This window comes from Nocardiopsis sediminis, assembly GCF_042650565.1.
Lineage (GTDB): Bacteria > Actinomycetota > Actinomycetes > Streptosporangiales > Streptosporangiaceae > Nocardiopsis_B > Nocardiopsis_B sediminis.
Window position 1 is genome coordinate 343,170 of sequence record NZ_JBHSBH010000015.1, and the last position, 23,223, is coordinate 366,392.

At 73.2% G+C, this 23,223-nt stretch carries 18 protein-coding genes and 3 tRNA genes; 11 read left to right on the forward strand and 10 right to left on the reverse strand.

The genetic code is table 11. The features are described from left to right. The first annotated feature begins 500 nt into the window (after nucleotides 1-500). Nucleotides 501-1,955: a rhamnulokinase gene (locus ACFOVU_RS24055; protein WP_378537217.1), complete on the forward strand. Its 1,455-nt coding sequence runs from the start codon at nucleotides 501-503 to the stop codon at nucleotides 1,953-1,955. Between the two features lie 26 nt (nucleotides 1,956-1,981). Here the strand turns inward: ACFOVU_RS24055 and ACFOVU_RS24060 are convergent, their stop codons facing one another. Next, nucleotides 1,982-3,172 (reverse strand): NAD(P)/FAD-dependent oxidoreductase, encoded by a 1,191-nt coding sequence (locus ACFOVU_RS24060; protein WP_378537218.1) that lies wholly within the window; start codon nucleotides 3,170-3,172, stop codon nucleotides 1,982-1,984. Between the two features lie 243 nt (nucleotides 3,173-3,415). Next, nucleotides 3,416-4,330: an RNA polymerase sigma-70 factor gene (locus tag ACFOVU_RS24065; protein WP_378537219.1), complete on the reverse strand. Its 915-nt coding sequence runs from the start codon at nucleotides 4,328-4,330 to the stop codon at nucleotides 3,416-3,418. Between the two features lie 165 nt (nucleotides 4,331-4,495). Here ACFOVU_RS24065 and ACFOVU_RS24070 point away from each other — a divergent pair, with 165 nt between their 5' ends. Beyond that, nucleotides 4,496-4,897: a hypothetical protein gene (locus ACFOVU_RS24070; protein ID WP_378537220.1), complete on the forward strand. Its 402-nt coding sequence runs from the start codon at nucleotides 4,496-4,498 to the stop codon at nucleotides 4,895-4,897. Nucleotides 4,898-4,989: 92 nt separating this feature from the next. On the opposite strand, the gene ACFOVU_RS24075 is transcribed toward ACFOVU_RS24070, so the two are convergent. Both ACFOVU_RS24075 and manA read right to left on the reverse strand, forming a co-directional pair. Next, nucleotides 4,990-5,364: an FKBP-type peptidyl-prolyl cis-trans isomerase gene (locus ACFOVU_RS24075; RefSeq protein ID WP_378538196.1), complete on the reverse strand. Its 375-nt coding sequence runs from the start codon at nucleotides 5,362-5,364 to the stop codon at nucleotides 4,990-4,992. An 84-nt stretch (nucleotides 5,365-5,448) separates the two neighbouring features. Then, on the reverse strand, nucleotides 5,449-6,627 hold the full coding sequence (gene manA / locus ACFOVU_RS24080; RefSeq protein ID WP_378537221.1) for a mannose-6-phosphate isomerase, class I: 1,179 nt from the start codon (nucleotides 6,625-6,627) through the stop codon (nucleotides 5,449-5,451). Between the two features lie 240 nt (nucleotides 6,628-6,867). Here manA and ACFOVU_RS24085 point away from each other — a divergent pair, with 240 nt between their 5' ends. Then, nucleotides 6,868-9,924, forward strand: coding sequence for an alpha-mannosidase (locus ACFOVU_RS24085; RefSeq protein ID WP_378537222.1), 3,057 nt, complete (start codon nucleotides 6,868-6,870; stop codon nucleotides 9,922-9,924). A 271-nt stretch (nucleotides 9,925-10,195) separates the two neighbouring features. Continuing rightward, nucleotides 10,196-11,584: a GntP family permease gene (locus tag ACFOVU_RS24090; RefSeq protein ID WP_378537224.1), complete on the forward strand. Its 1,389-nt coding sequence runs from the start codon at nucleotides 10,196-10,198 to the stop codon at nucleotides 11,582-11,584. Here the strand turns inward: ACFOVU_RS24090 and ACFOVU_RS24095 are convergent. Further along, a complete protein-coding gene (locus ACFOVU_RS24095; RefSeq protein ID WP_378537225.1) occupies nucleotides 11,568-12,293 on the reverse strand; it encodes a FadR/GntR family transcriptional regulator in 726 nt (241 codons plus the stop codon). The genes ACFOVU_RS24090 and ACFOVU_RS24095 overlap by 17 nt on opposite strands. A 151-nt stretch (nucleotides 12,294-12,444) precedes the next feature. Between ACFOVU_RS24095 and ACFOVU_RS24100 the strand changes: the two genes are divergently transcribed. Further along, a complete protein-coding gene (locus tag ACFOVU_RS24100; protein WP_378537227.1) occupies nucleotides 12,445-12,969 on the forward strand; it encodes a gluconokinase in 525 nt (174 codons plus the stop codon). Nucleotides 12,970-13,025: 56 nt separating this feature from the next. Here ACFOVU_RS24100 and ACFOVU_RS24105 read toward each other — a convergent pair whose 3' ends face one another. After that, complete coding sequence (locus tag ACFOVU_RS24105; protein ID WP_378537229.1) at nucleotides 13,026-13,775, reverse strand: IclR family transcriptional regulator; 750 nt, start codon at nucleotides 13,773-13,775, stop codon at nucleotides 13,026-13,028. Between the two features lie 395 nt (nucleotides 13,776-14,170). Further along, nucleotides 14,171-14,728 carry a TetR/AcrR family transcriptional regulator gene (locus ACFOVU_RS24110; protein WP_378537230.1) on the reverse strand — a complete coding sequence of 186 codons (558 nt, stop codon included), beginning with the start codon at nucleotides 14,726-14,728 and terminating at the stop codon, nucleotides 14,171-14,173. Between the two features lie 111 nt (nucleotides 14,729-14,839). Here ACFOVU_RS24110 and ACFOVU_RS24115 point away from each other — a divergent pair, with 111 nt between their 5' ends. Then, nucleotides 14,840-16,387 carry an MFS transporter gene (locus ACFOVU_RS24115; protein WP_378537232.1) on the forward strand — a complete coding sequence of 516 codons (1,548 nt, stop codon included), beginning with the start codon at nucleotides 14,840-14,842 and terminating at the stop codon, nucleotides 16,385-16,387. A 34-nt stretch (nucleotides 16,388-16,421) separates the two neighbouring features. Here the strand turns inward: ACFOVU_RS24115 and ACFOVU_RS24120 are convergent, their stop codons facing one another. From ACFOVU_RS24120 to ACFOVU_RS24130, 3 genes are all read right to left on the reverse strand, one after another. Continuing rightward, entirely contained in the window at nucleotides 16,422-17,393 is a 972-nt protein-coding gene (locus ACFOVU_RS24120; protein ID WP_378537233.1) for a LysR family transcriptional regulator, read from the reverse strand. Between the two features lie 497 nt (nucleotides 17,394-17,890). After that, entirely contained in the window at nucleotides 17,891-18,607 is a 717-nt protein-coding gene (locus ACFOVU_RS24125) for a GntR family transcriptional regulator (RefSeq protein ID WP_378537235.1), read from the reverse strand. Nucleotides 18,608-18,872: 265 nt separating this feature from the next. Continuing rightward, on the reverse strand, nucleotides 18,873-20,069 hold the full coding sequence (locus tag ACFOVU_RS24130; protein ID WP_378537236.1) for a molybdopterin molybdotransferase MoeA: 1,197 nt from the start codon (nucleotides 20,067-20,069) through the stop codon (nucleotides 18,873-18,875). A 181-nt stretch (nucleotides 20,070-20,250) separates the two neighbouring features. On the opposite strand from ACFOVU_RS24130, the gene ACFOVU_RS24135 reads away from it, so the two are divergent. From ACFOVU_RS24135 to ACFOVU_RS24155, 5 genes are all read left to right on the forward strand, one after another. Next, nucleotides 20,251-20,323: transfer RNA gene (locus ACFOVU_RS24135), tRNA-Gly, on the forward strand. A 41-nt stretch (nucleotides 20,324-20,364) separates the two neighbouring features. Next, a tRNA-Cys gene (locus ACFOVU_RS24140) sits at nucleotides 20,365-20,438 on the forward strand. An 11-nt stretch (nucleotides 20,439-20,449) separates the two neighbouring features. Beyond that, nucleotides 20,450-20,526 (forward strand) — tRNA-Val (locus tag ACFOVU_RS24145). Nucleotides 20,527-20,938: 412 nt separating this feature from the next. Continuing rightward, on the forward strand, nucleotides 20,939-22,201 hold the full coding sequence (locus ACFOVU_RS24150) for a DUF3696 domain-containing protein (protein ID WP_378537238.1): 1,263 nt from the start codon (nucleotides 20,939-20,941) through the stop codon (nucleotides 22,199-22,201). Continuing rightward, nucleotides 22,188-23,219 (forward strand): hypothetical protein, encoded by a 1,032-nt coding sequence (locus ACFOVU_RS24155; RefSeq protein ID WP_378537239.1) that lies wholly within the window; start codon nucleotides 22,188-22,190, stop codon nucleotides 23,217-23,219. Before ACFOVU_RS24150 ends, ACFOVU_RS24155 begins: the two co-directional genes overlap by 14 nt. The last annotated feature ends 4 nt before the right edge of the window (nucleotides 23,220-23,223 follow it).

Here is a 23,223-nt window from a genome sequence, read left to right on the forward strand (position 1 = left end):
GCACCGGGGAGTCGCCGACTCCCTTGCCCTCGCGCGATCCGCCGAACCCTCCCTGGCCGGCCGTTCGGCCGCAGAACCGAACCCGCCATCCGACAGCGCCGGCCCGATCCGGGCCGGCGCCGGGACCCATGATCGGCCGAGGCGCCGCAGAACCCTCACGACCAGCGAAGACACCCATGCCGCCACCTGAGGCTCCGCCCGGGCCGGAACGGACGGCCCACACACCGCCGTGACATCGGACCGCCGCAGGCGGTCCCGGCCGCAGCGGGATCGGTGGGCCGTCAGCACCCCTGCACCCGTGAGATCCACCGAGCCCTCCTCAGCCGACCGTCCGACGACCGAATCGTCGCCTCACCTGATATCCAACCGAACCCCCGCACCCCGCGCCACGGCGATCCGTGAGCTGTGGACAACTCCCCCCGCTCGGCCCCGCCCGCGGCCCCGGGGGACGGGGCGCGGGCGCATCACGCGCTACACCGATCGCCGAAGGAAGGCCTACCGTGCCCTCTCCCGCCACCGTTGCCGCCGTCGACCTCGGTGCGTCCAGTGGACGCGTCGTCGTTGGCCGTGTCGGCTCCGGCACCTTGGAGCTGACCGAGGTCCACCGGTTCCCCAACCGCCCGCTGCGGCTGCCCAGCGGCCTGCACTGGGACGTGACCGGCCTGTACCGCGGGGTCCTCGACGGGCTGCGGGCCGCCGCCGCGCACGCCCCCGGCTCGGTGGGCATCGACGCATGGGCGGTCGACTACGGGCTGCTCGACCGGTCGGGCGCGCTGCTGGGGCTGCCCTTCCACTACCGCGACGAGCGGACGGCGGAGGTGGCGCCGCGGGTCGTCGCCGACATCGGGGCGGAGGCGCTCTACGCGCGCAACGGGCTGCAATTCCAGCCGTTCAACACCGTCTTCCAGCTCGCCGCCGCGCGGGCGACGCCCCAGTTCGGCGCCGCCGACGTGCTGCTGCTCGTCCCCGATCTGCTCGCCTACTGGCTGACCGGGTCGCGCGGCGCGGAGATCACCAATGCGTCGACCACCGGGCTGCTGGACGTGACGGCGCTGGAGTGGTCCGGTGAGCTGACCTCCGCCGTGGGGGTACCGGCGTCGCTGCTGCCCGCGCTGGTGCGGCCGGGGACGCGCCTCGGGCCGCTGCTACCGGAGGCCGCCGCCGAAACGGGGCTGGCGGACACGGTCGTGACGGCCGTGGCCTCGCACGACACCGCGTCGGCCGTCGCCGGTGTCCCGGCCCGCACCGAGCGCTTCGGCTACATCTCCTGCGGCACCTGGTCGCTGGCGGGCCTGGAGCTGCCCGGACCGGTGGTCACCGAGGAGGCCCGGGCGGCGAACTTCACCAATGAGCTGGGCGTGGACGGCACCACCCGGTTCCTGCGCAACATCATGGGGCTGTGGCTGGTGCAGGAGAGCCTGCGCACTTGGGGCCTGGGCGCCGACGCCCTGCCGGGGCTGCTCGCGGAGGCGGCCCGCGCCGCGCCGTTCGCAGCGCTGATCGACGCGGGCGATGCCCGCTTCCTAGCCCCGGGCGACATGCCGGCGCGGATCGCCGAGGCGCTGCGCGAGAGCGGGCAGCCGGTCCCGAAGGGGCGCGGCGCCGTGCTGCGCTGCGTCCTGGAGAGCCTGGCGCTGGCCCACCGCGACACCCTGCGCCGCGCCGCAGAACTCGCGGGGCGGGAGCTGGAGGTCGTGCACCTGGTCGGCGGCGGCGCACGCAACGAGCTGCTGTGCCAGTGGACGGCCGACGCCCTGGGCGTGCCGGTGGTGGCCGGACCGGCGGAGGCCACGGCGGTCGGCAACATCATCGTCCAGGCCCGCGCAGCGGGCGTCGCCGACGACCTGGCGTCCCTGCGCGCCCTCGTCCACGACACCCAGGACCTACGCACCTACACCCCCGCCGCCTCCACCACCCCGTGGGACACCGCCGCGGCCCGCCTCGGCCTGCGCTGACGGCGCCGCCTCACCGTCGGCCGGGATCAAGCGGTCGGGAAGGGCGCCCCCTCCTCTGCCATGTGCGGGACGGGCGTTCGAGGGCGGCGGGCCGGTGGGAGGGTCGCCCCGCGGGAGAACGCGGCGGCGCCGCGGACAACCGTCTCCTTCACCAGGGCCGCAGCGCGGCCGGTGATGACCACCGGGTGCGGGGTGTCATCGGGCGCCACGAACTGGACGAGGCCGTCGCGCCGGCCCAGGCTCACACACCGGAGGTAGTAGCGGAACCGCAGGTCGCGCGGCTCGCGCGCGGCACTGCGGGCGGTGATGGCACGGGCCGCCTCGAACGACATGGGCAGCCCGGCCGCGCAGCACATGCGCAGTGGACGCCCGCCGGGCCCGGCCGCCCGAGCGGCGTCGCCCACCGCGTACACATCGGGATGGGAGACCGAGCGCTGGGTGCCGTCGACGATCACCCGCCCGGCGGCGTCGACCTCGATCCCGGCGGCGCGTGCGAGCGCGGGCACCGTGTGCCCGGCCGTCCACACAGTGGCGCCGGCGGGGATCTCGGAGCCGTCGGCGAGCACGACCCCGTCGGCCCGGACTTCGGCGACCTCCGCGTTCTCCGTCACCGCGACGCCGAGCCGGTCCAGGACGCGCAGCAGGTGCCGCCGCCCGCGCGGGGAGAACCCGGCGCCCACCTCGCTCCGGGTGACCAGGCGCACCCGGAGCCCCGGCCGTGCCTCGGCGAGTTCGGCCGCGGTCTCGATCCCGGTGAGCCCGCCGCCGACGACGGCCACCGTCGCCCGTTCCGCCGCCAGGCGCGGCAGCACGTCCCCGAGGGCCTGGGCGGGGCCGAGCCCGGCCAGGGTGTGCGCGTAGCGGGCCGCCCCGGGGACCGAGGAGGTGTCGGCGCCGCTGCCGAGCCCGTAGACGAGCGTGTCGTAGCCGATCTCCCGGTCGCCGTCCGCGCCGGTCAGGCGAACCCGTTGCCGTTCGGTGTCGATGTCCGTGACGCGGCCGACGGCGAGGGAGACGCCGGTGCCCTTGAGCACCGTGCGCAGCGGCCGGCCGGTGGGTCGCCGCCCGGCGGCGACCTCGTGCAGCCGGATCCGCTCGACGAAGTGCTCGCGCTCGTTGACGAGGGTCACGCGGACGCGCCCGGCGGCCCGTGCCGCGCGCACCGCCGCCGACAGCCCCGCATACCCCGCGCCGATGACCACCACGTTGTGTTCCATGATCGCGGTCCTTCCTTCCGGTCACCCGGAGTCCCGGCGCCCCGGATCGGTGCGCCATGACCTGAACCGCCGAGCGGGGACGAACGTGACGCACCCCGGTGTGAGGTGGCTTACACCCGCGCCGAGGGGCTCGTCCCCCCTACCCGCCGGCCCCGCCCTGCCGGCCGTCCATCGGGGCGGTATCGCCCCCGGTGGTCCGGGCCGATGACCGGGTCCGGCCATCGCAGGGGCACGGCCGGCCGCTCAGCCCTCCGAACGCAGCTGTCGTGCGAGGAAGGCCAGCTTGTCGGGGTTGACCGTCGACCGGATGGCCGCCACGCGGCCGTCGACGACCTCGGGCGCCAGCACCGCGGCCGGCTCCCCGTCGAGGAGCACCAGGATCGCCGGGACGCCGTTGACCTCGGCGAGTCCGATCGTGTGGTCCCGGGTGGCCTGGCCCGCGATCCCGGCCAGCAGGCGCGCGACCCGTTGCCGGCCGTGGACGGGGTGTCGCGCGGCCCTGACCTTGCCGCCGCCGTCGGACCAGGAGACGGCGTCCTCGGCCAGGAGCGCTTCCAGAGCGGCGATGTCGCCGCCGCGCGCCGCGTCGAGGAACTTCTCGACGACGTCGTGCCACCGCCGCTCCGACGGCTCGAAGCGGCGCCGGTCCTCGGCGACCCGCTGCCGCCCCCTGCGGTAGAGCTGGCGCGACGCCTCGGGCGTGATGCCCAGGATCCCGGCGATGTCGGAGTGCGGGTAGGCGAAGGCCTCGCGCAGCACGAACACGGCGCGTTCGGCCGGGGTGAGCCGCTCCATGAGCGAGAGCAGGGCGAGCGACACCGATTCGCGCTGCTCGGCGGTCTCCAGCGGCCCGATTCCGGGGCCGCCCGCCGCCGGCGTACCGGTCAGCACGGGTTCGGGCAGCCACGCGCCGACATAGTGCTCACGAGTCGCCCGTGCCGAGGTGAGCCGGGTGAGGCACAGATTGGTCAGCACGGTGGTGAGCCAGGCCGCGGGCACCTCGATCGCGGACGTGTCGGCCGCGTTCCACCGCAGGTAGGCGTCTTGTACGGCGTCTTCGGCCTCGCTCGCCGACCCCAGCATCCGGTAGGCGATGGCGAAGAGGCGGGGCCGCAGCCCCTCGAACTCCGCGGCCCGCTCTTCGGCATCACCGTTCATGTCCGAAGGTTCCCACGCCCGCCCGCGGTACCCGGAGCCGCCCCCTGTCCGGTCGTGGCATGGAGGTGCGCGCCGCGGCCGAGCAGTCGCCTCCGGGGGCGGCACGCGGAATTCGCCGGGGTGCACGCCGTTGCGGGTGCGGCCGACGGATGATGCTGCTTGACCATGGACGAACAGCATCACGCCCCAGACCTGCGCACGCGCGGCGGCGCGGCCGGCCCGGCCGCGCTCCGCCGCGCGCTCATCCGCGTGTTCGTGCCCCCCGGGGCGCTGGAATCGGGGATCGCGCGCTATGAGCGCAGAGAGGGGGCGAGGGCCCGCGAGCGGTCCGCGTTCCCGGCCGCCCGGCTGCGTTCGGCGGTGGTGGGCCGCTACCTGCTGATCGAGGGCGACGAGGAGGCGCTGCGCCCCTTCCGCGACACCGCGGAGGCCCGGCTGCTGGACGGGATGCGGCCCTACTTCGACCGGATCGCCGCCGAAGGCGCGGAAGTCATCATCCCCCAGCGCCACCCCGACGGCACCGTGGCCGGCTACCTGTGCCACCGGCCGCCCGGCGACGGCCGCTGACACCCGGCGCCGCACTAGGGCCGCCCGCGGCGGCCGGACGGCGGCGGGGTCCGCGGCCGTCCCGACGGCGGCGGGCCGTCGCTCCGGCGCCCTTAGCCGACGCCGACCAGGTCCACGACGAAGACGAGGGTCTCGTTGGGCTTGATCTTGCCTCCGGCGCCGCGCGAGCCGTAGGCCAGCTCCGGCGGGATGACCAGCCTGCGCCGGCCGCCGACGCGCATGCCCAGGACGCCCTGCTCCCAGCCGGGGATGACCTGGCGCGCACCGAGCGTGAAGCTCAGGGGCTCGCCGCGGTTCCACGAGGCGTCGAACTCCTCGCCGGTGGAGAAGGAGACCCCCACGTAGTGCACGTCGACCGTCTTGCCGTGGCCGGCCTGGGCGCCTTCGCCGATGGTGAGGTCGGTGACCTCCAGTTTCTGCGGCGGCGGGCCGTCGATGTAGTCGATTTCGGGACGCTCGAGCGCCATCGGGGTTCCCCCATTGTCGTTGCCGTTCATCGGGCGGGCACCCCAGCGTAGCGGCGCCCCCGGCCCGCCGACCCACCCCGGGCCTCAGTCCCCGACCGTGGCGGCGACGAGGTGGCCGTCGCCGAGGATCTCCACGCGGCCGGCGGCCGCCGGGACGAACACCGACTGCCCGCGCCGCAGGGTGAGCGCCTCCCCGGTCTCGGCCTTGAGGTCGGCGCCGCCCTCGAGGGCGAGCACCACCGACGGCACCCCGCCCGGAAGGTGGGCGTCGACCGGCCCGGGGCCGAGGGTCGCCAGGGCGAAGTCGGGCACACCGGGCCGGAACTCGCTGCGGCCATCGACCCGGACCGGTTCGGTGAAGGGGATGGGCAGCACCGAGAAGTCCACCACGTTGAGCAGCTCGCCGGTGTCGACGTGCTTGCCGGTGAGCCCCGCTCTGAGGACGTTGTCGGAGCTGGCCATGATCTCCACGGCGGTCCCGCGCAGGTAGGCGTGGACGTTGCCGGCCGGCAGGAACAGCGCCTCGCCGGGGCGCAGGGTGACCCGGTTGAGCAGCAGCGCGGCGACGGCACCGGGGTCGCCCGGGTAACGTTCGGCCAGCTCGTTGATGGTGTCGTAGTGCCGCCCGCGGCCCGACGCGGCCCACTCGGTGACGAAGTCGGCCAGCAGCGGTCCGCGCTCGTCGCAGCCGAGGGTGAGCAGCCGGGTCAGGGCGGCGCGCAGGGCGCGGTGCGGGTCGGGGTCGGACAGGTCGCCGCGGAGGATGGCGGCGAGCTCGCCGCGCAGGGGCGCCAGATCGGCGTGGGCGGCGGCGGGGTCGCGGAACCCGCACAGCGCCTCGAAGGTCTCCAGGGCGAACACCAGCTCGGGCTTGGCCTGCGGGTCGCGGTAGTTGCGGTCGGGGGCGCCGATGGGGATGCCCGCGGTCTCCTCGGCGTCGAACCCGGCGCGGGCGCGCGCGGCGTCGGGGTGCACCTGGAGCGACAGCGGCTCCTCGGCGGCCAGCACCTTCAGCAGGAACGGCAGGCGCGGGCCGAACCGGCCGACCGTCCGCGCGCCCAGGACGTCGTCGGGCGCAGCGGCGATGACCTCCTCGAACGAGGCCCGCCCGCCGCCGGTGACGAGGATGCTGGGCGCACCGGGGTGGGCGCCCAGCCACAGCTCCGCTTGGGGGCGGCCGTCGGGCGGCGTGCCGAGCAGGCGGGGAATGGCGTCCTTGGCCCCCCACGCATACGGGCGTACCTGGTTGATCAGCCTGTGCATCCGCCCTGCTCTTCCATTCCGCCTCCGCCGAACCCGGGTACCCAGTCTTGCCGACGGACGTCGCCGTGTCTGCAACGCCAGCGCTACGCATACCGGTGGTGCCCGCCCCACCCGGTGCTGCGCCGCGGTTTCCGGTGGTGGTGCACCCAGGAATTCACCGGCCGGTTCATCCGCATTCTTGACTTTCCGACCGGCCCCTTGGGAACGTACCCAAAGGCCGCCGATGTTACGGAGCGTTCCATGCACGACGACCATGAGTTGGTGGAACACCGCTTGGAGCGGGTGCTGGGCGAGCGGATCTGGACATCGGTCCATCCGGTCTCGGTACCGCTGCGGGTGTCACGGTGGGACGTTCCCGAAGAGCCGGTGCCGGTCAAGGAGGCGCTGCGGGCCTCCTACCGGTCGGCGGCGGTCGGCGACCCGTGGGGGCCGCCCTGGGGCACCACCTGGTTCCGCTTCACCGGCACGGTCCCCCACGCGTGGGCGGGCCGGCGCGTGGAAGCGGTGATCGACCTCGGCTTCGACCCAGGCCAGCCCGGATTCTCGGCCGAGGGGCTGGTCCACGACCCCTCCGGAACCGTTCTCAAGGGCCTCAACCCCCGCAACCTCTGGGTGCGGGCGGCGTCCCCTGCGGCCGGCGGCGAGGAGGTCGACTTCTACGTCGAGGCCGCCGCCAACCCGCTGATCCTCGGCCCGGCCGGGTTCCGCCCCACGTCGCTGGGCGACCCCGCCGCCATAAACGGCGCCCCGCAGTACCGGCTGGCCCGCGCCGACCTCGCCGTCTTCGACGAGGAGGTGTGGGGGCTCAGCCTGGACCTGGAGGTCCTGAGCGGGCTGATGCACCGGCTGCCGGCGCAGTCCCCGAGGCGCTGGGAGATCCTGCGGGCCGTCGCCGCCTGCCTCGACCGGCTCGACCCCGGCGACGTCCCGGGCACCGCCGCCGCGGCCCGCGCGCCCCTCGCCCCCGTTCTGGCGGCACCCGCCGAGCGGAGCGCGCACCGGTTGTCGGCGGTGGGCCACGCCCACATCGACTCCGCGTGGCTGTGGCCGCTGCGCGAGACCGTGCGCAAGGTCGCCCGCACCGCCGCCAACGTCACCGCGCTGATGGACGAGCACCCCGGCCTGGTCTTCGCGATGTCGCAGGCCCAGCAGCTCGCCTGGCTGCGCGACCACCACCCCGGCGTGTTCGATCGGGTACGCGCCCGGGTCGCCGAGGGCCGGTTCGTCCCCGTGGGCGGGATGTGGGTGGAGTCCGACACCAACATGCCCGGCTCCGAGGCCCTGGCCCGGCAGTTCTCCTTCGGCAAGCGGTTCTTCCGCGAGGAGCTGGGCGTGGACACCCGCGAGGTGTGGCTGCCCGACTCCTTCGGCTACTCCGCCGCCCTGCCGCAGCTCGTGAAGCTGTCGGGGTCGCGCTGGTTCCTCACCCAGAAGATCTCCTGGAGCCAGACCAACACCTTCCCCCACCACACCTTCTGGTGGGAGGGCATCGACGGCACCCGCGTCTTCACGCACTTCCCGCCCATCGACACCTACAACGCCGAGCTGACCGGCCACGAGCTCGGCCACGCCGCCGACAACTTCCGCGAGAAGGGCCGCGCCACGCGCTCGCTGGCCCCGTTCGGGCACGGCGACGGCGGCGGCGGCCCCACCCGGGAGATGCTGGGCCGCGCCGACCGCCTGGCCGACCTCGAGGGCTCGCCGCGGGTGCGCCTGGAGCGCCCCCAGGACTTCTTCGCCGCCGCCGAGGCGGAGTACCCCGATGCCCCGGTGTGGCTCGGCGAGCTCTACCTGGAACTTCACCGCGGCACCTACACCAGCCAGGCCGCCACCAAACAGGGCAACCGCCGCAGCGAGCACCTGCTACGTGAGGCGGAGCTGTGGGCGGCCACCGCCGCCGTGGCCACCGGCGCGGACTACCCCTACGACCGGCTCGACGACCTGTGGCGCCGGGTGCTGCTCAACCAGTTCCACGACATCCTTCCGGGCTCCTCCATCGCCTGGGTGCACCGCGAGGCCGCCCGCTCCTACGCCGAGATCGCCGAGGAGCTGACCGGGATCATCGAGTCCGCCCAGGCCGCCCTGGGCGGCGGGCCGGACGCCGGGACCGGCGAGGGCCCGCCCGGCGAGGTCGTGTTCAACCCGTGCCCGCACGAGCGCGACGGCGTCCCGGCGCTGGGGGCCGCCATCCGGGCGGTGCCGACGGCCGACCCCGAGGTCACGGCGGTCCCGGACGGCGACGGCCACGTGCTCGACAACGGCCTGCTGAGGGTGACGGTCGACGGCCGCGGGCTGATCACCTCCGTCGTCGACCTCGGTAACGGGCGCGAGGCGATCGCCCCGGGCTCCGCCGGCAACCTCCTCCAGCTCCACCGCGACCTGCCCAACGCCTGGGACGCCTGGGACATCGACCCGTTCTACCGCGGCAACGTCACCGACCTGGTGGCGGCAGAGGAGATCTCGGTGGTGTCGGCGGGGCCCGGCAAGGCGTCGGTGTCGGTACGGCGGTCCTTCGGCTCCTCCTCTGTGGTCCAGGTGCTCTCCCTGCGCCGCGGTGCGCGGCGGCTCGACGTCACCACCGAGGTCGACTGGCACGAGCGCGAGCGCATCCTCAAGGTCGCCTTCCCGCTGGACGTGCGGGCCGACTCCGCGGCGTCGGAGATCCAGTTCGGCCACGTCCACCGGCCCACCCACACCAACACCTCGTGGGACGCCGCCAAGTTCGAGACCTGCGCGCACCGCTGGATCCACGTCGCCGAGCCCGGGTACGGCCACGCGGTCGTCAACGACTCCACCTACGGCCATGACGTCACCCGCGACGTGCGCGGCGACGGAGGGACCACCACCACGGTCCGGCTGTCCCTGCTGCGCGCGCCGCGCTTCCCCGACCCCGAGACCGACCAGGGGCGGCACCGGTTCGGCTACGCCCTGGTGCCCGGTGCCGGCATCGACGACGCCGTGCGCGAGGGCTACCGCATCAACCTGCCCGAGCGCGGCCTGCTCGGCGGGTCGCCCGTGGCCCCGCTGGTGGAGGCCGACGGCGCGGGGGTGGTGGTGGAGTCGGTGAAGCTGGCCGACGACCGCTCCGGCGACGTCGTGGTGCGGCTCTACGAGGCGCTGGGCGCGCGGACGTCGGGCACCCTGACCGCGTCGTTCCCGGTGGACCGGGCGGTCGCGGTCGACCTGCTGGAGGCGCCGCTCGACGACGCGCCGCCGGTCGACAGCGGGCACCTGCCGGCCGTCGCGTTCCGGCTCCGCCCGTTCCAGATCCTCACCCTGCGCCTGACCCGCGCCTGAGACCGGCGGCCGCGCCTGAGACCGGCGGCCGCGCCGCCGCACACGTGACCGGGCCCGGGGCCGCCGATCCGGCGGCCCCGGGCCCGTTGCGCGCCGCGGGGCGGGGCGGCGCCCCTCCCCCGGCCGTGCGCGGCACGGCCGGGCCACCCCCGGATAACAATTCCCAACGTCGGTGATCACATATGCTCACAAATGGTATTACGATTTGCCGCAGCGTTCTCCCCGCGCACCCCGCCGGGCGTGCGCCCCCATCCACCACCGGGAGGCACCGTTGGAAGCCGCACAACCTACCCTCGCAACGGGGCCGCTGCTGCTGATCGCCGCGGCGTCCATCGCCGTTCTGCTGTTGCTCATCATGAAGTTCCGGCTGCACGCCTTCGTCGCCCTGACGCTGGTCAGCCTGCTGGTGGCCCTGGCCACCGGCATCGGCACCGCCGAGGTGGTGCCCACCCTGCTCGACGGGTTCGGCAGCACGCTCGCCGGCGTCGCGCTGCTCGTGGGCCTCGGCGTCATGATCGGCCGGATGCTGGAGGTGACCGGCGGCGCCACGGTCCTGGCCAACTCCCTCATCCGCGCCTTCGGCGAGAAGCGCGCGCCTCTCGCGCTGGGCGTCGCCTCACTGCTGTTCGGCTTCCCCATCTTCTTCGACGCCGGGCTCATCGTCATGCTGCCGATCGTGTTCAGCGTCGCCCGCCGCATGGGCGGATCGGTGCTGCTCTACGCGTTCCCCGCTGCGGGCGCGTTCGCGGTCATGCACGCCTTCGTCCCCCCGCACCCGGGGCCGGTGACCGCCAGCGACCTGCTCGGCGCCAACATGGGCGTGACCCTGCTCGTCGGCACCGTCCTGGCGATCCCCACCTGGTACATCGCCTCCTACCTCTACAGCCGCTACGCGGGCGCGCGCTTCCAGATCCCGGTGCCCGACGCCGTCGGCGGGGGCGAAGGCGAGGGCGAGAGCGTCGACCAGCCCAACCCGCCGCACGTGGCGACCGTCATCGGCATCCTGCTGCTGCCGTTGCTGCTGATCTCGGCCAACACCGTTGTCACGACCCTCTCCACCACCGGGACCGTCGACGGCGAGGCCGCGTGGGCGCAGGCGGCCGTGCTGGTGGGCCAGACCCCGGTGGCGCTGCTCATCACCACCCTGTTCGCCATGGTCCTGCTGGGCGCCGGACGCCACCCGCGCGACCGCGTGGAGCAGATCGTCGACGGCGCGCTGGGCCCGGTGTGCTCGATCATCCTGATCACCGGGGCCGGCGGGATGTTCGGCGGGGTGCTGCGCGCCAGCGGCATCGGCGCCGCCCTGTCCGACAGCCTGGCCGCCACCGGGCTCCCGGTGATCGCCGCCGCCTTCCTCATCGCCACCGCGCTGCGCGTGGCCCAGGGGTCGGCCACCGTCGCCCTGACGACCACGGCGGCCCTCATCGCCCCGGCCGTCGCGGCCGCCCCCGATGTGTCCACCCTCGACCTGTCGCTGATCGTCATCGCGATCGCGTGCGGCTCGACGGTGCTCTCGCACGTCAACGACTCGGGGTTCTGGCTGGTCGGGCGCTTCCTGCGCATGGACACCGCGACCACGCTGCGCACCTGGACGGTCATGGAGACCCTGATCGGCGTGGTGGGCTTCGCGTTCGCGTTCCTGCTCAGCCTGGTTCTGTGAGCCCGGCCGCACTCTGGTCCAGGGCGGTGACGACCTCGCCGACGATGGCCCGCATGGCGGCCTCCGCCACCTCGGGGAGGCCGTCGCGGACCGCGCAGGCGACGTGGGTGTGCAGGCGCAGCGCCTCGGGCCGGGGGTGCTGCGGCATCAGGTCGTATTCGGTGCGGCCGCTGAGGACCTCGGCGACCACGCCCGACAGTCCCGCGAACATGTCGTTGCCGGAGAGTTCGAGGATGCGCCGGTGGTATTCGATGTCCAGGAGCAGGAACGCCTCCAGGTCGCCGCTCTCGCCGGTGGCGACCATGCGGGCGTTCAGCTCGGCCAGCGCCTCGCCGTCCGCTGCCGAGGCGCGGCGCGCCGCCGAGGCGGCGGCCGGCGGCTCCACGGCCGCGCGCAGCTCGGTGAGCGAACGGAGCTGCTCCATGCGGCGCGGCCCGGCCAGGCGCCAGCGGATGAGCTGCGGGTCGTACACGCTCCACTCGTGCGGCGGGCGCACGCGCACGCCGGTGCGGGGGCGGCTGTGCACCAGGTGCATCGACTCCAGCACGCGCACGGCCTCGCGGGCGACCGTGCGCGAGACCCCGTAGTACCGCTCCAGGCGGTCCAGCGTGAAGACGTGGCCAGGGGCGTACTCGCCGGCGGCGATGGCCGGGCCCAGCTCCGCGAGCACGCGGTTGTGCAGGGTGCGGTGGTCGGCGTCGGCGCTCATCGGGCTCCTCATCGGCTGCGGCCCCGCCGCCGTCCGGGGGGCCGGTGGCGGGGCGGCGGACACTATTGGTATCACTATTAATGCACGGTGCGGTCGGCCGAACACGAATGCACATCGGCACGGCGCACCCCGTCTCGGGAGGGACCACCGCATGCACATCGTCTTCATGGGGGTGTCCGGCAGCGGCAAGAGCACCGTCGCCCTCAGTGTCGCCCAGCGCCTGGGCCTCCCCTACGCCGAGGCCGACGGGTTCCACCCCGAGGCCAACATCGCCAAGATGTCGGCCGGGACGCCCCTCACCGACGAGGACCGCCGCCCGTGGCTGCGTTCGCTCGCCGCCTGGATCAGCGACCATGAGCTGCGCGGCGAGTCAACGCTCATGGCGTGCTCCGCGCTCAAGCGCTCCTACCGCGACACCCTGCGCAGCGGTGCCCCCGGCGTGTACTTCGTCCACCTCGACGCCCCGACCGCGGTCATCGCCGAGCGGCTGAGGGCGCGTGCCGGGCATTTCATGCCCGCCGGGCTGCTGGACTCCCAGCAGGCGACGCTGGAGCCGCTGGAGGACGACGAGGCCGGGATCACCATCGACGTCTCGGACTCGGCGGCGCAGGTCGCCGGGCGCGTCCTGGACGCGGTGACGGCGGCCCTGGGCCTTTCCGCCCCGCCGCAGGCCTGACCGCGGCACGGCCGGGCGGCCTCCGCTGCGCCCGGCCACGGCCGCGGGCCGCGCCCTCAAGGGACGCGCATGTGCCCCATGCGGGTGGAGATCTCGACGGCGGCCTTGCCGACCGCCTCGCCGATCCCCTCGAGCTTGTCCTGCTCCATGCGGTACGACGGCCCTGAGGCGCTGATCGCGGCGATCACCTCGCCCGTGATCCCCCGGATGGGGGCCGACACGGCGTTGAGCCCCACTTCGAGCTCCTCGACCGCGATGGCGTAGCCGCGCTCGCGGATGCCGCCGAACTGGGCGCGCAGCGCATCGGGGTCGATCATGGTGCGCGGGGTCAGGCGCTCCAGCGGGCCCCGCAGGACCCGCCGCTGCTCCGCCTCGTTCATGTGCGCGAGCAGCACCTTGCCGCTGGACGTGGAGTGCAGCGGGTTCTGCCGGCCGATCCAGTTCTGGCTGACGACGGCCGACGACCCCCGGACCTGGTCGATGTTGACCACCATGTCGCCACTGGGGATGGCGATGTTCACGGTCTCGCCGAGCTCGGCCGCGAGGTCCTCGCACACCGGCCGGCTCTGCTGGGTGAGGTCGAGGCCGGCCGCCATGGTCCCGGCCAGCCGGATGATCCCGAATCCGAGCTGGTACTTGCCCCTGAGACCCGGTTGCTCGACCAGGCCGCGCCGCTCCAACGCCCCCACCAGGCGGAAGGCGGTGGACTTGTGCACGCCGAGCTCCACGGCGATCTCGGTGACCCCGGCCTCGCCGTGCTGGGCGAGGATCTCCAGCACGGTGATGGCGCGGTCGACCGATTGCACCGGCGCGGTCTCCTTCTCCCTGGCTTCGGCGCGCGCCGGGACCATCTCGCCACCCGACCCCCGCCCGAACCGATCGCCGTCCGTAGTGATCCGACTCTTTCCTGTGTCTGTGCGGTGGTCGTTGGAAGCCATGCCTTCCACGATAGTGGCCACCCCGTCACATTCCCCGGCGCTGAGCGGCCGCGATCGGCCTGACAGGGCCGGACGCACCGCGACGACCTGCGAAGGCGCCGCCCCCGGATTCCCCACGGAACGGATCCGGATACGTACCGCGGGCACCGCCGACGGCACGATCGGCGGCGGCGCCCCCTGGGCCCCTCGCGTCGGGCGGCGCCGGTGGCCCGCGGCGTGCGGGCCACCGCGTCAGCGGCCGGCCGCCGCCCCTCGGCGGCGGGTCAGCGGTCGCGGCGGCCGGTGGCGGCGTCGGCCTGGGCGATGAGCCGGTCGGTCACCTGGCGCACCAGTTCGGGGTCGGGGCTGGGCAGCCCGGCGATGGCCGATAGGTAGAGGCCGTCGCCGACCAGGCGGATGGTCTCGGCGAGAACGGGGTCGTCCAGCTCCTCCCGGAGGAGCCGCGACCACTCCTCGAAGATCCGGCCCAGCAGCCGGCCCGACTCCCCCGACATGGCGTCCTCGCTGCGCAGGGCGGCGATGAGGGACCAGTACAGCTCGGCCTCCTCCACCGATTCCGGCACCGACGTGCGCAGGAAGGTGCGGACGACGCCTTCGTCGCCGTCGGCGGCCTCGCGGAACTCCTCGTCGGCGCGGTCCGCCAGGCGGCGGATCAGCCCGTCGAGCAGCGCCGACTTCGACGGGAAGTGGTAGAGCAGCCCCCCTTTGGAGACCCCGGCCGCCGCCGCGACGGCCTCCAGGGTCACGGCGGAGGCGCCGCCCTCGATCAGGAGGTCCTGCAACGCGTCGAGGATGCGGTCGCGGGTCGTGGAAGCACTCACGATTGGACACTGTACCGGCCGGACTGTACTGTACCGTCCGGACGGTACACTAACGACGTTTGCCGGACACCCGGCACGCCCGCGACCCCTGAAGAGAGAAGAGAGAGGACCATGCACGCCGCACCCACCGGCCCCGAGACATCCGCGCACGGAGGTCCGCCCAAGGCCGGTCCGCGGGAATGGGCCGCGCTCGCCGTGCTGACGCTGCCCGTCGTCCTGATCTCGGTGGACATGACGGTGCTCGGCTTCGCCGTGCCCCACCTCAGCGAGGACCTGGCGCCCACCGCCGGCCAGCTGCTGTGGATCATCGACGTCTACTCGTTCGTCCTCGCCGGCCTGCTCATCACCATGGGCACGCTCGGCGACCGCATCGGCCGCCGCCGGCTGCTGCTCATCGGCTCGGCCGGGTTCGGCGCCGCGTCCCTGATCGCCGCCAACGCCCCGACCGCCGAGGTGCTCATCGCCGCCCGCGCGCTGCTGGGACTGGCGGGCGCCACCCTGATGCCGTCCACGCTGTCGCTGATCCGCAACATGTTCCTGGACCCGCGCCAGCGGCTGTTCGCGATCGCCACGTGGGCCTCGGGGTTCTCGGGGGGTGCCGCGCTGGGCCCCATCGTCGGCGGCTGGCTGCTGGAGCACTTCCACTGGGGCTCGGTCTTCCTCATCAACCTGCCGGTGATGGTGCTGATCCTCGTGGCCGCCCCGCTGCTGGTGCGGGAGTCCCGCAACCCGCACCCGGGGCGCCTGGACCCCGCGAGCGTCGCCCTGTCGCTGGGCGCCATGCTGCCCGCGGTCTACGGGGTCAAGAAGCTCGCCGAGGAGGGCCTCGCGATCGTGCCCGTCGTCGCGATCGCGGCCGGCCTGCTGCTGGGGGCGGTCTTCGTCCGGCGCCAGCTCCGGCTGAAGGACCCGCTGCTCGACGTCCGGCTGTTCGCCATCCGCGAGTTCACCGTCGCCGTCGCCACCAACCTGATGATCGTCTTCGCCATGGTGGCGTCGCTGTTCTTCATCACCCAGTACCTCCAGCTGGTGCTGGGGATCAGCCCCCTCTACGCGGGGTTCGCGCTGGTCCCGGGGCTGGTGCTGTCGGTGGCGGCCAGCTTCGTCGCCGTCGGGGTGGCGCGCCGGCTCAGCCTGGGCTCGGTGATCGTCATCGGCCTCGCGCTCATCGCGGCCGGGTTCCTGGCGGTCACCCTGGCGCCCACGGAGGGCGGGCTCTGGCTCATCGTCGGTGCGTTCGCGCTGCTCAACGTGGGCATCGGCCTGACCGAGACGCTGACCAACGACGCCATCCTCACCGCCGCCCCGCCCGAGCGCGCCGGAGCCGCCTCGGCCATCTCCGAGACCGCCTACGAACTCGGCGGCGCGCTGGGCGTCGCGCTGCTCGGCAGCGTGCTCACCGCCACCTACCGGATCCGGCTCGACGAGGTCGAGGACGTCCCTGCCGCCGCCATGGACGCCGCGCGGGAGACCCTGGGCGGCGCGGTGACGGCCGCCGAGGGACTGCCGTCACCGGCGGCCGGGGCCCTGCTCGACGCGGCGCGCGCCGCCTTCACCGACGGCATGCACCTGACCAGCGCGATCGCGGCGGCGATCATCGTCATCGCCGCCGTGCAGGCGGGCGTGCTGCTGCGCGGCCGCCGCAACGGCGCGGGCTGAGGCAGCGGGGCGCGTCGGGGGCCGGCCGGCGGGGTCAGCCGGCGCCGGCGCCCGACGCGCGGGGCAGCGCCGCCGGGGCGGCCGCCGCCGCTGCCGGCAGGACCCTGTCGACGATGCCCTGCACCGGGACGCCGCGCGCGTGGGCGAGGAGCTCGCGGGCCAGCAGCGGTTCGGGGCGCCGCTCCGGGGCGACCATGCCCACCTCGATGTCGCTCACCGGCTCGACCATCGGCAGCACGCGCAGGCCGGGCGGCGGCTCGGCGCCGCACAGCCAGGCGTGCGGGAGCACCGCGCACCAGCCGCCCTCGCGGACGTGGGTGTAGAGGGCGGGCAGGGAGTCCGTCTCGACCTGCGCCGCCCACGGCGTGCCCGATGCCGCCATGGCCTCGTCGAGGAGCCGCTGCCCCTCCGGGTCGGCGGTGAATCGGGCCATGGGGACATGCGCCAGCTCCGCCCAGCGCACCGCCGAAACCCCGGAGAACCGACCGTCCTCACAGGTCACGAGGGCATGCCGGGTGCGGAACAGGCGGACGGCGCGGTTGCGGTCCCGCGCGGCGGCGGCCGGCAGGCGGGTGACCCCGACGTCGAGGTCGAACCGCGCGAGGGCCGCGTCGATGTCGGCGGCGGGCAGGGAGCGCACCACCAGCCGCACCCGCGGATGCCGCACCCCGAACCCCGCGGTGATGTGCGCGAGCGGGGCGGCGGCCTCGGGCAGCACCCCGATGCGCAGGGTGCCGGTGTGCCCCTCGCGCATCGGGCCGACCTCGCCGGTGAGGGCGTCGCGCTCGGCAAGGAGGCGGTAGGCCCAGCGCAGGACCCGCTCGCCTTCGGGGGTGAAGCCTTCGAAGCGGTGCCCCCGCCGCACGATCGGCACGTCGAGTTCGGACTCCAGCTTGCGGATGCCGGCGGAGAGCGCGGGCTGGCTGACGTGGCACGCCATGGCCGCGCGGGCGAAATGCTGTTCGCGGGCCAGAGCGGTCAGGTACTCCAGTTGCCGCATCAGCATCCGCGCTCCAGGTCCGTGGCGAGGCCGGCCGGGACCGGGCCCAGGGGAAGCCCGGCCCCGGCAGGAGGCGGCCGCGGGCGCCCGGACGTCGGCCGACTCCGGAGCGGCACGCGCCCACCCGGCCCCTACGAGAGGCCGATCACACATTCTGGTGTCTCGCACCACACTCCGCCAGGGGCTGCCGGACTTTCCCCGGTTTTTCCCCGCGTCCGGGTGCGGCGGCGGACGCCGTGGGCGTGCCGGACGGTCCCGCGCCGACCGGAACCGTTACCGCCGTGGCCTCGTGGGTCCCGAGGGGCGCACGCGCCCCGGCCCTTCGTCTCCGCATCGGGGCGGTGGAGGGCACCCGCCCATCCGGAACGCCTGCGCCGGGACGTCGTAGCCATCGGGGGCGACCCTCTCGACGTCGCCGGTGCGGGTCGAGTCCGGGGGGCCGGGGGTCCCGGTGCGGGGCCGCCCGAGATCAGGGCGATGGAGACAGGAGGGCGCCGACGCCGCTATTCCGCGTCTGCCTCGGCCGTATCAGGGGCCGCGCTCTCGGCGGCGCTCTCGTGGTACACGCGACGGGTGGTGTCGGTGTGCTCGCGCATCAGGCGGGCGGCCTCGTCCTGGTCGCCGGCCTCGATCGCGTCGATGATGCGGGCGTGCTCGTCCCATGCCTCACGGCCGCGGCGGCGGACGACCAGCCCGTGGTACCAGCGCACACGGCGCGCCACCTGGCCGGCCAGCCCGGCGAGCACGGCGTTGCCGGACAGCTCGGTGATCACGCGGTGCAGGTCGGCGTTGGCGTCGACCATGGCATCGCTGTCGTCGCGCTCCAGGCCCGCCACGCCCGCACGCCACAGCTCGCGCAGCCGCGCGGCACCCTCGGGGCCGGCCTCGGCCGCGGCCAGGCGCGCCGCCTCGGTCTCCAGCAGGGTGCGCATGGCCAGCAGCTGCTCGGCCTCGTTCTCGCTCGGCCGGTGGACGAACGCGCCGTACCCCGGGCGCAGGTCGACCCAGCCCTCGTTGCTGAGCCGCTGGAGCGCCTCGCGCACGGGCTGCCGGGACACCCCGAGCTGCTCGGCGAGTTCGTTCTCGACCAGGTGCCGGCCGGGCGGCAGGCGGCGGCGCGTGATGAGTTCGAGCAGGGTCTCGTACACGCTGTCGCGCAGCGGGGCCGGGCGCTGCACGGGGTTGGGCAGCAGGCCCTTGTCGAGCCGGGGAGGGGGCATGGGTACGCGTCTTTCGTGGTCGGCGCGGCGGGAACGCGGAAGGTCTCTGGACATCGACGGGAAACGGCACCGTCGGGCGGGGGATCCTCGTCCCGAGTCTAGGCCAGAAGGCATCGGACGGCTCTGATCTCCGGCGCCGCGCGCCCGGTCCCGGCCGCCACGCGTCCGCGGCGGGACACCCGCAGTGGCGCGCCGCCGGTCCCGGCCCCGCTCCGCCCCGGACCGCCGCCACCGCGCCGTTGCGGTCCTCGGAACGGGGGCGGAGTCAGCGGGGCAGCCACACCAGCGACGCTTCAGGGCCGGCCCAGGCCGGCGGGATGACCGCGTAGGCGTCGGCCGCCGCCGCTCCGCGCAGGCTGCCGGGGCGGTCGTGGCCCACCGGCCGCGCCTCGCCGTCGGCCACCCGAACCGCGACCAGGCGCGTGTCGCGGTGGTGCGGGGCGGCCCGCCCGACGAACGGCAGCGAGCGGGGCAGCAGCGCCGCCGGGTCCGCGCGCCCGGCCATGGCGACCAGGACCGGCACGAGCAGCGTCACGGCGGCGGCGAGGGCGGCGTTGGGGTTGCCCGGCAGGCCCACGACCACGGTGCCGGGCGACTCCCCGGTGCCGAAGTGCGCGAGGAGCTGCGGGTGGCCGGGGCGGCAGGCGACCCCGTCGACGACCAGGGTGGCGCCGAGTTCGGTGAGGGCGGCGCGCAGGTGGTCGGCGGGGCCCTTGGACGACGCCCCGCACACGACCACGACGTCGCTCTTGCGGTCGGCGGCCCCGGCCACCGCTGTGACCAGATGGCCGAAACCGTCGTCGAGCCGGGCCGGGGCCTCCAGCGCCGCCCCGGCCCACGCGGCGATGCCGGGCAGCATCGGCCCGATCGCGTCGCGCACCTGGCCGGGGCCGGGGCGGCCGGCCACGGCGATCTCGTCGCCGGTGATGAACGCGGCGACGCGCGGGCGGCGCACCGGCAGGGTGTCGTGGCCCAGGCTCGCGGCCAGCCCGGCGGCGGCGGGGGTCACCACCGCTCCCCGGGGCAGCACGGTGGCGCCGGCGGCGGTGTCCTCCCCCGTCCGGCGCACGTGGCGGCCGTGCTCGGCGCCGCCGCGGACCCGGTCGCCCTCGCGGTGGGCGGACTCATAGGGCAGGACCGCGTCCGTTCCCTCGGGCACCCGCGCGCCGGTGGCGATCTCGACGGCCTCGCCCGGGCGCAGCGGCGGGGCGGGCGCGGCTCCGGCCAGGACCCGGCCGCGCACGTCCCAGGGGCCCGGTCCGGCGACGGCGTAGCCGTCCATGGCCGAGGCGTCATAGGGGGGCACGGCGACCAGCGCCGTCAGGTCGCGGGCCAGGGCGGCGCCGACCGCGTCGGCAGGTGCGGCGTCCTCCTCGGTCGCCCATGAGCGCCGCCCGCCCAGCTCGCGCGCCATCGCACGCGCCTGCGCCCACGGCGTCGCCGTCCCCCGGCACCCGGCCATCGCACTCCTCAGGATCGAGCAGACGTCCCAGCGGAACCAGTGTCTCCTGTATACAATCTCACGGCCCCACCGGGCCCGAGCAGGAGCATGCGCGATTTGCCGTCTGCCGACTTTCCGCTAGAGTTCTGCGTGCAGGACGGCGACGGAGTCAGGAACAACAGGCCCCGGAACCCGACAGCACGCGGACGTGGCTCAGCTGGTAGAGCATCACCTTGCCAAGGTGAGGGTCGCGGGTTCGAATCCCGTCGTCCGCTCGGAGACACACACGGGGGACGTCGACTCCCCCGAAGAGTCCGGTGGAGTGGCCGAGAGGCGAGGCAGCGGCCTGCAAAGCCGTCTACACGGGTTCGAATCCCGTCTCCACCTCCACGCACGATCCCGGGCGGTTAGCTCAGTTGGTTAGAGCGCTACCTTGACACGGTAGAGGTCACAGGTTCGAATCCTGTATCGCCCACCATCATCGCCGCAGTTCAGAGGGCTCCTCTGGACTTATTGGCCGAGACGATCAGGCCCCGATGGGAGATATCCGGGAGATCATCTTCTGAGCGGGCTCCTCCGGGAGCCCGTTTGTCGTGTTTCACGGTAGCGCTCTCCATCGCGCCTCGGCTGGCGTCGCGGTCAAGCGGCTTATGGCCGACGACCGGCCCTGCCACAAGTCCCACATCGCGCGATGCCCTGACCGCGGCCAGGATCGAGCTCGGGCACAAAGGTCGGGGCTGGAAATGATCACGGAACCGCGCCGGATACGGTGTCCGTTTTTCGCGTCTGAGATGGGTACGGACCGATACTCTGGTAAACCTGTTCGCAGGGCCTTACCGCTGCAACCACGCCTCCCCCTTGCGGCCCGCACGACTCGGACTGAGGATCCCATGCCACTGGAGCGGTTCTCTTTGGAGAACTTCCGCTGCTTCAAAGAGCGGCAGGAAGTGGAGCTCGGCAGCATCACGGTGGTCCTGGGAAGGAACAACTCCGGGAAGAGCGCCGTGGTCCGGGCCCTGCAAGTCCTTTCGACCGGCATCCGGACCGAATCGCCATATCCTCTGGACCTGGAACTGGTCGAAGGACTGTCCCCCACCTTCACCGACCTGATCCACGGTTCGGCCCCGCACGGCCGCATCCACGTCGGCATGGGCTTCCGCGATCCCGAAGGACGGGCTTTCGGGATCGACGCCGAAGTCCAGAACATCGACGACCAGGGCATCCAGGTGGTGAGCCTGCTGAATCTACACGGCAGCACTGAAACCAGGCGTTTCGCCTGGGAGTACAGCGCCAATGACGTCGTCGGCGACGGCAGACGATATGAATTCGAGGGTACGTCATCCGTACTCAAATTCCAGGGTTTGCTTCCCACTGCATCTAGCTGGAAGGATTCAATCGGCGGCATCGATTCCATTTCTGAGAAGATGCGGTTGGAATTTGACGACATTCGGTATCTGGGACCCTTCCGGAAAGTTCCAGAGCGGTTCTACCGGATGCCTGCCAGACGTGCTGCCAGTGTCGGCGGCCGGGGCGAGAAGGCGCTGGGGATGCTGGCGGCCGATGCGCTGCGCGGTCGAGGGGAGCTGACACGGGAGGTCAACGAACTCCTGGGGAGGATCCTTCCCGGGTGGCGGATCGGTATTGAGAACATCGGGGCGGGCATGTATGTCCCCCGTTTCTACTCCACTCAGGATCCCGAGGTCAGTGTCCACATCGATGACGTGGGAACCGGGGTCGGCCAGGTCCTGCCCATCCTGATCCAACGTGCAGCCGACCGCATCCATCCGCCGGAGGGGCCCGTGATCGAGATCGTGGAGGAGCCCGAGCTTCACCTTCACCCGTCCGCCCACGCAGAGGTCGCTGACCTGTGCGTCGACGCCGCGCGGGAGACGAGAGTCCGCTTCCTGGTGGAGACGCACAGCGAGACGTTTCTTCTGAGACTGCGCCGACGTGTGGCGGAGGGGCATCTGGCTCCGAAGGACCTCGCGGTCTATTTCGTCGAAGAAGGAGAAGGGAGGGCTACACTGCGCAGAATCTCAGTCACTCGGTCGGGGAATGTCGACTACTGGCCGAAAGGGGTCTTCTCCGAGGACTTCGAGGAGGCGCGCGCTCTCGCGGTCGCGCAGGCTGGATTGGGTGATGATGCGCGTTGAGATCCCGGCCTCCCTGTTCGATGACGACGAATGTTACGAATCTCTTCTCCAGCTGATCCTGTTCTTCCGAGACGTAAGGCATGAATGGGTGATCTCGCCCCTCGACGTGGACACGGTTTCCAACTTCTTCGATCGAAACCTTTCCGCTCCTCTCGCACAGACCTATAGTGCGATCGTCAAGAAGGCCAGCAGGGCCGGATACACCTGGGCACCGGTAGAGGACCGGAGGCCGGTGCTGAGGGTAGCCAGGGGTACCCTGGAAGAGGACGTTGAGGACCTCCGCAGGCCCGCAGTGCTCGTCGTGGAGAACCGCAAGTACGACTGGATGTTCATATCCGCGGTGGCGAAACTACTCGGCATGGAGGACATCCTTCGGGCGGAGGACGCCAACCTCTTGGACGTGCGCAACGGCGGAGGTGCGGACGGTGCCGTCAGCGAAGCCGTCGATCAGGTACGACGGTTCACCAGAACTAAGCGGGTGGTGCTGGTGATCGACAGTGACCGCTACCGTCCGGGTGAGCGGACCAAGAACCACACGCGGGCCGAATCGGTGGCCGATGCCGGCGGATACGCGCATGTTCTGGAGTTCCGGGAGCTGGAGAACTACGTGCCCAACCGCGTCCTTGCGCGCCAGGCACGCCGAAGAGGCCATGCGCATATGTCCACGCGACTGCAGGCGCTCAAGAAGCTGACACATGTGCAGCGAGCTCACTTCGACATGAAGAATGGGTTCAAGGAGCAGCAGGCGGGAACCGCAGGGTGGGCGGAGAGGAAGTCAACGAGCACCGGAGACCCCAGTGCGGCCTATCACATCCCCAGGCAGCATGGCGATCTCTACCACGGCGTCAACGAAGGCACACTGATCACTCTCCGGAAAGGGTTCGGAACATCCCTTCCGAAGCTCTTCCTCGATGAGGTCGGTATCGGCGGGATCAGCGAGAAAGACCTCGATGGATTGGGCCTCAACGCCACAGAGGAACTGCGAAAAGTTTTGGACACGATTCTCGACATCATCTGAGTAT

What these genes read in the sequence shown, in the direction of transcription:
- ACFOVU_RS24095 (WP_378537225.1), bottom strand. Translation starts at nt 12,293, where the DNA reads ATGAGCGCCGACGCCGACCACCGCACCCTGCACAACCGCGTGCTCGCG.
- ACFOVU_RS24120 (WP_378537233.1), bottom strand. Translation starts at nt 17,393, where the DNA reads ATGCTGATGCGGCAACTGGAGTACCTGACCGCTCTGGCCCGCGAACAG.
- ACFOVU_RS24100 (WP_378537227.1), top strand. Translation starts at nt 12,445, where the DNA reads ATGCACATCGTCTTCATGGGGGTGTCCGGCAGCGGCAAGAGCACCGTC.
- ACFOVU_RS24115 (WP_378537232.1), top strand. Translation starts at nt 14,840, where the DNA reads ATGCACGCCGCACCCACCGGCCCCGAGACATCCGCGCACGGAGGTCCG.
- ACFOVU_RS24125 (WP_378537235.1), bottom strand. Translation starts at nt 18,607, where the DNA reads ATGCCCCCTCCCCGGCTCGACAAGGGCCTGCTGCCCAACCCCGTGCAG.
- ACFOVU_RS24060 (WP_378537218.1), bottom strand. Translation starts at nt 3,172, where the DNA reads ATGGAACACAACGTGGTGGTCATCGGCGCGGGGTATGCGGGGCTGTCG.
- ACFOVU_RS24155 (WP_378537239.1), top strand. Translation starts at nt 22,188, where the DNA reads ATGATGCGCGTTGAGATCCCGGCCTCCCTGTTCGATGACGACGAATGT.
- ACFOVU_RS24065 (WP_378537219.1), bottom strand. Translation starts at nt 4,330, where the DNA reads ATGAACGGTGATGCCGAAGAGCGGGCCGCGGAGTTCGAGGGGCTGCGG.
- manA (WP_378537221.1), bottom strand. Translation starts at nt 6,627, where the DNA reads ATGCACAGGCTGATCAACCAGGTACGCCCGTATGCGTGGGGGGCCAAG.
- ACFOVU_RS24150 (WP_378537238.1), top strand. Translation starts at nt 20,939, where the DNA reads ATGCCACTGGAGCGGTTCTCTTTGGAGAACTTCCGCTGCTTCAAAGAG.
- ACFOVU_RS24070 (WP_378537220.1), top strand. Translation starts at nt 4,496, where the DNA reads ATGGACGAACAGCATCACGCCCCAGACCTGCGCACGCGCGGCGGCGCG.
- ACFOVU_RS24130 (WP_378537236.1), bottom strand. Translation starts at nt 20,069, where the DNA reads ATGGCCGGGTGCCGGGGGACGGCGACGCCGTGGGCGCAGGCGCGTGCG.
- ACFOVU_RS24085 (WP_378537222.1), top strand. Translation starts at nt 6,868, where the DNA reads ATGCACGACGACCATGAGTTGGTGGAACACCGCTTGGAGCGGGTGCTG.
- ACFOVU_RS24075 (WP_378538196.1), bottom strand. Translation starts at nt 5,364, where the DNA reads ATGGCGCTCGAGCGTCCCGAAATCGACTACATCGACGGCCCGCCGCCG.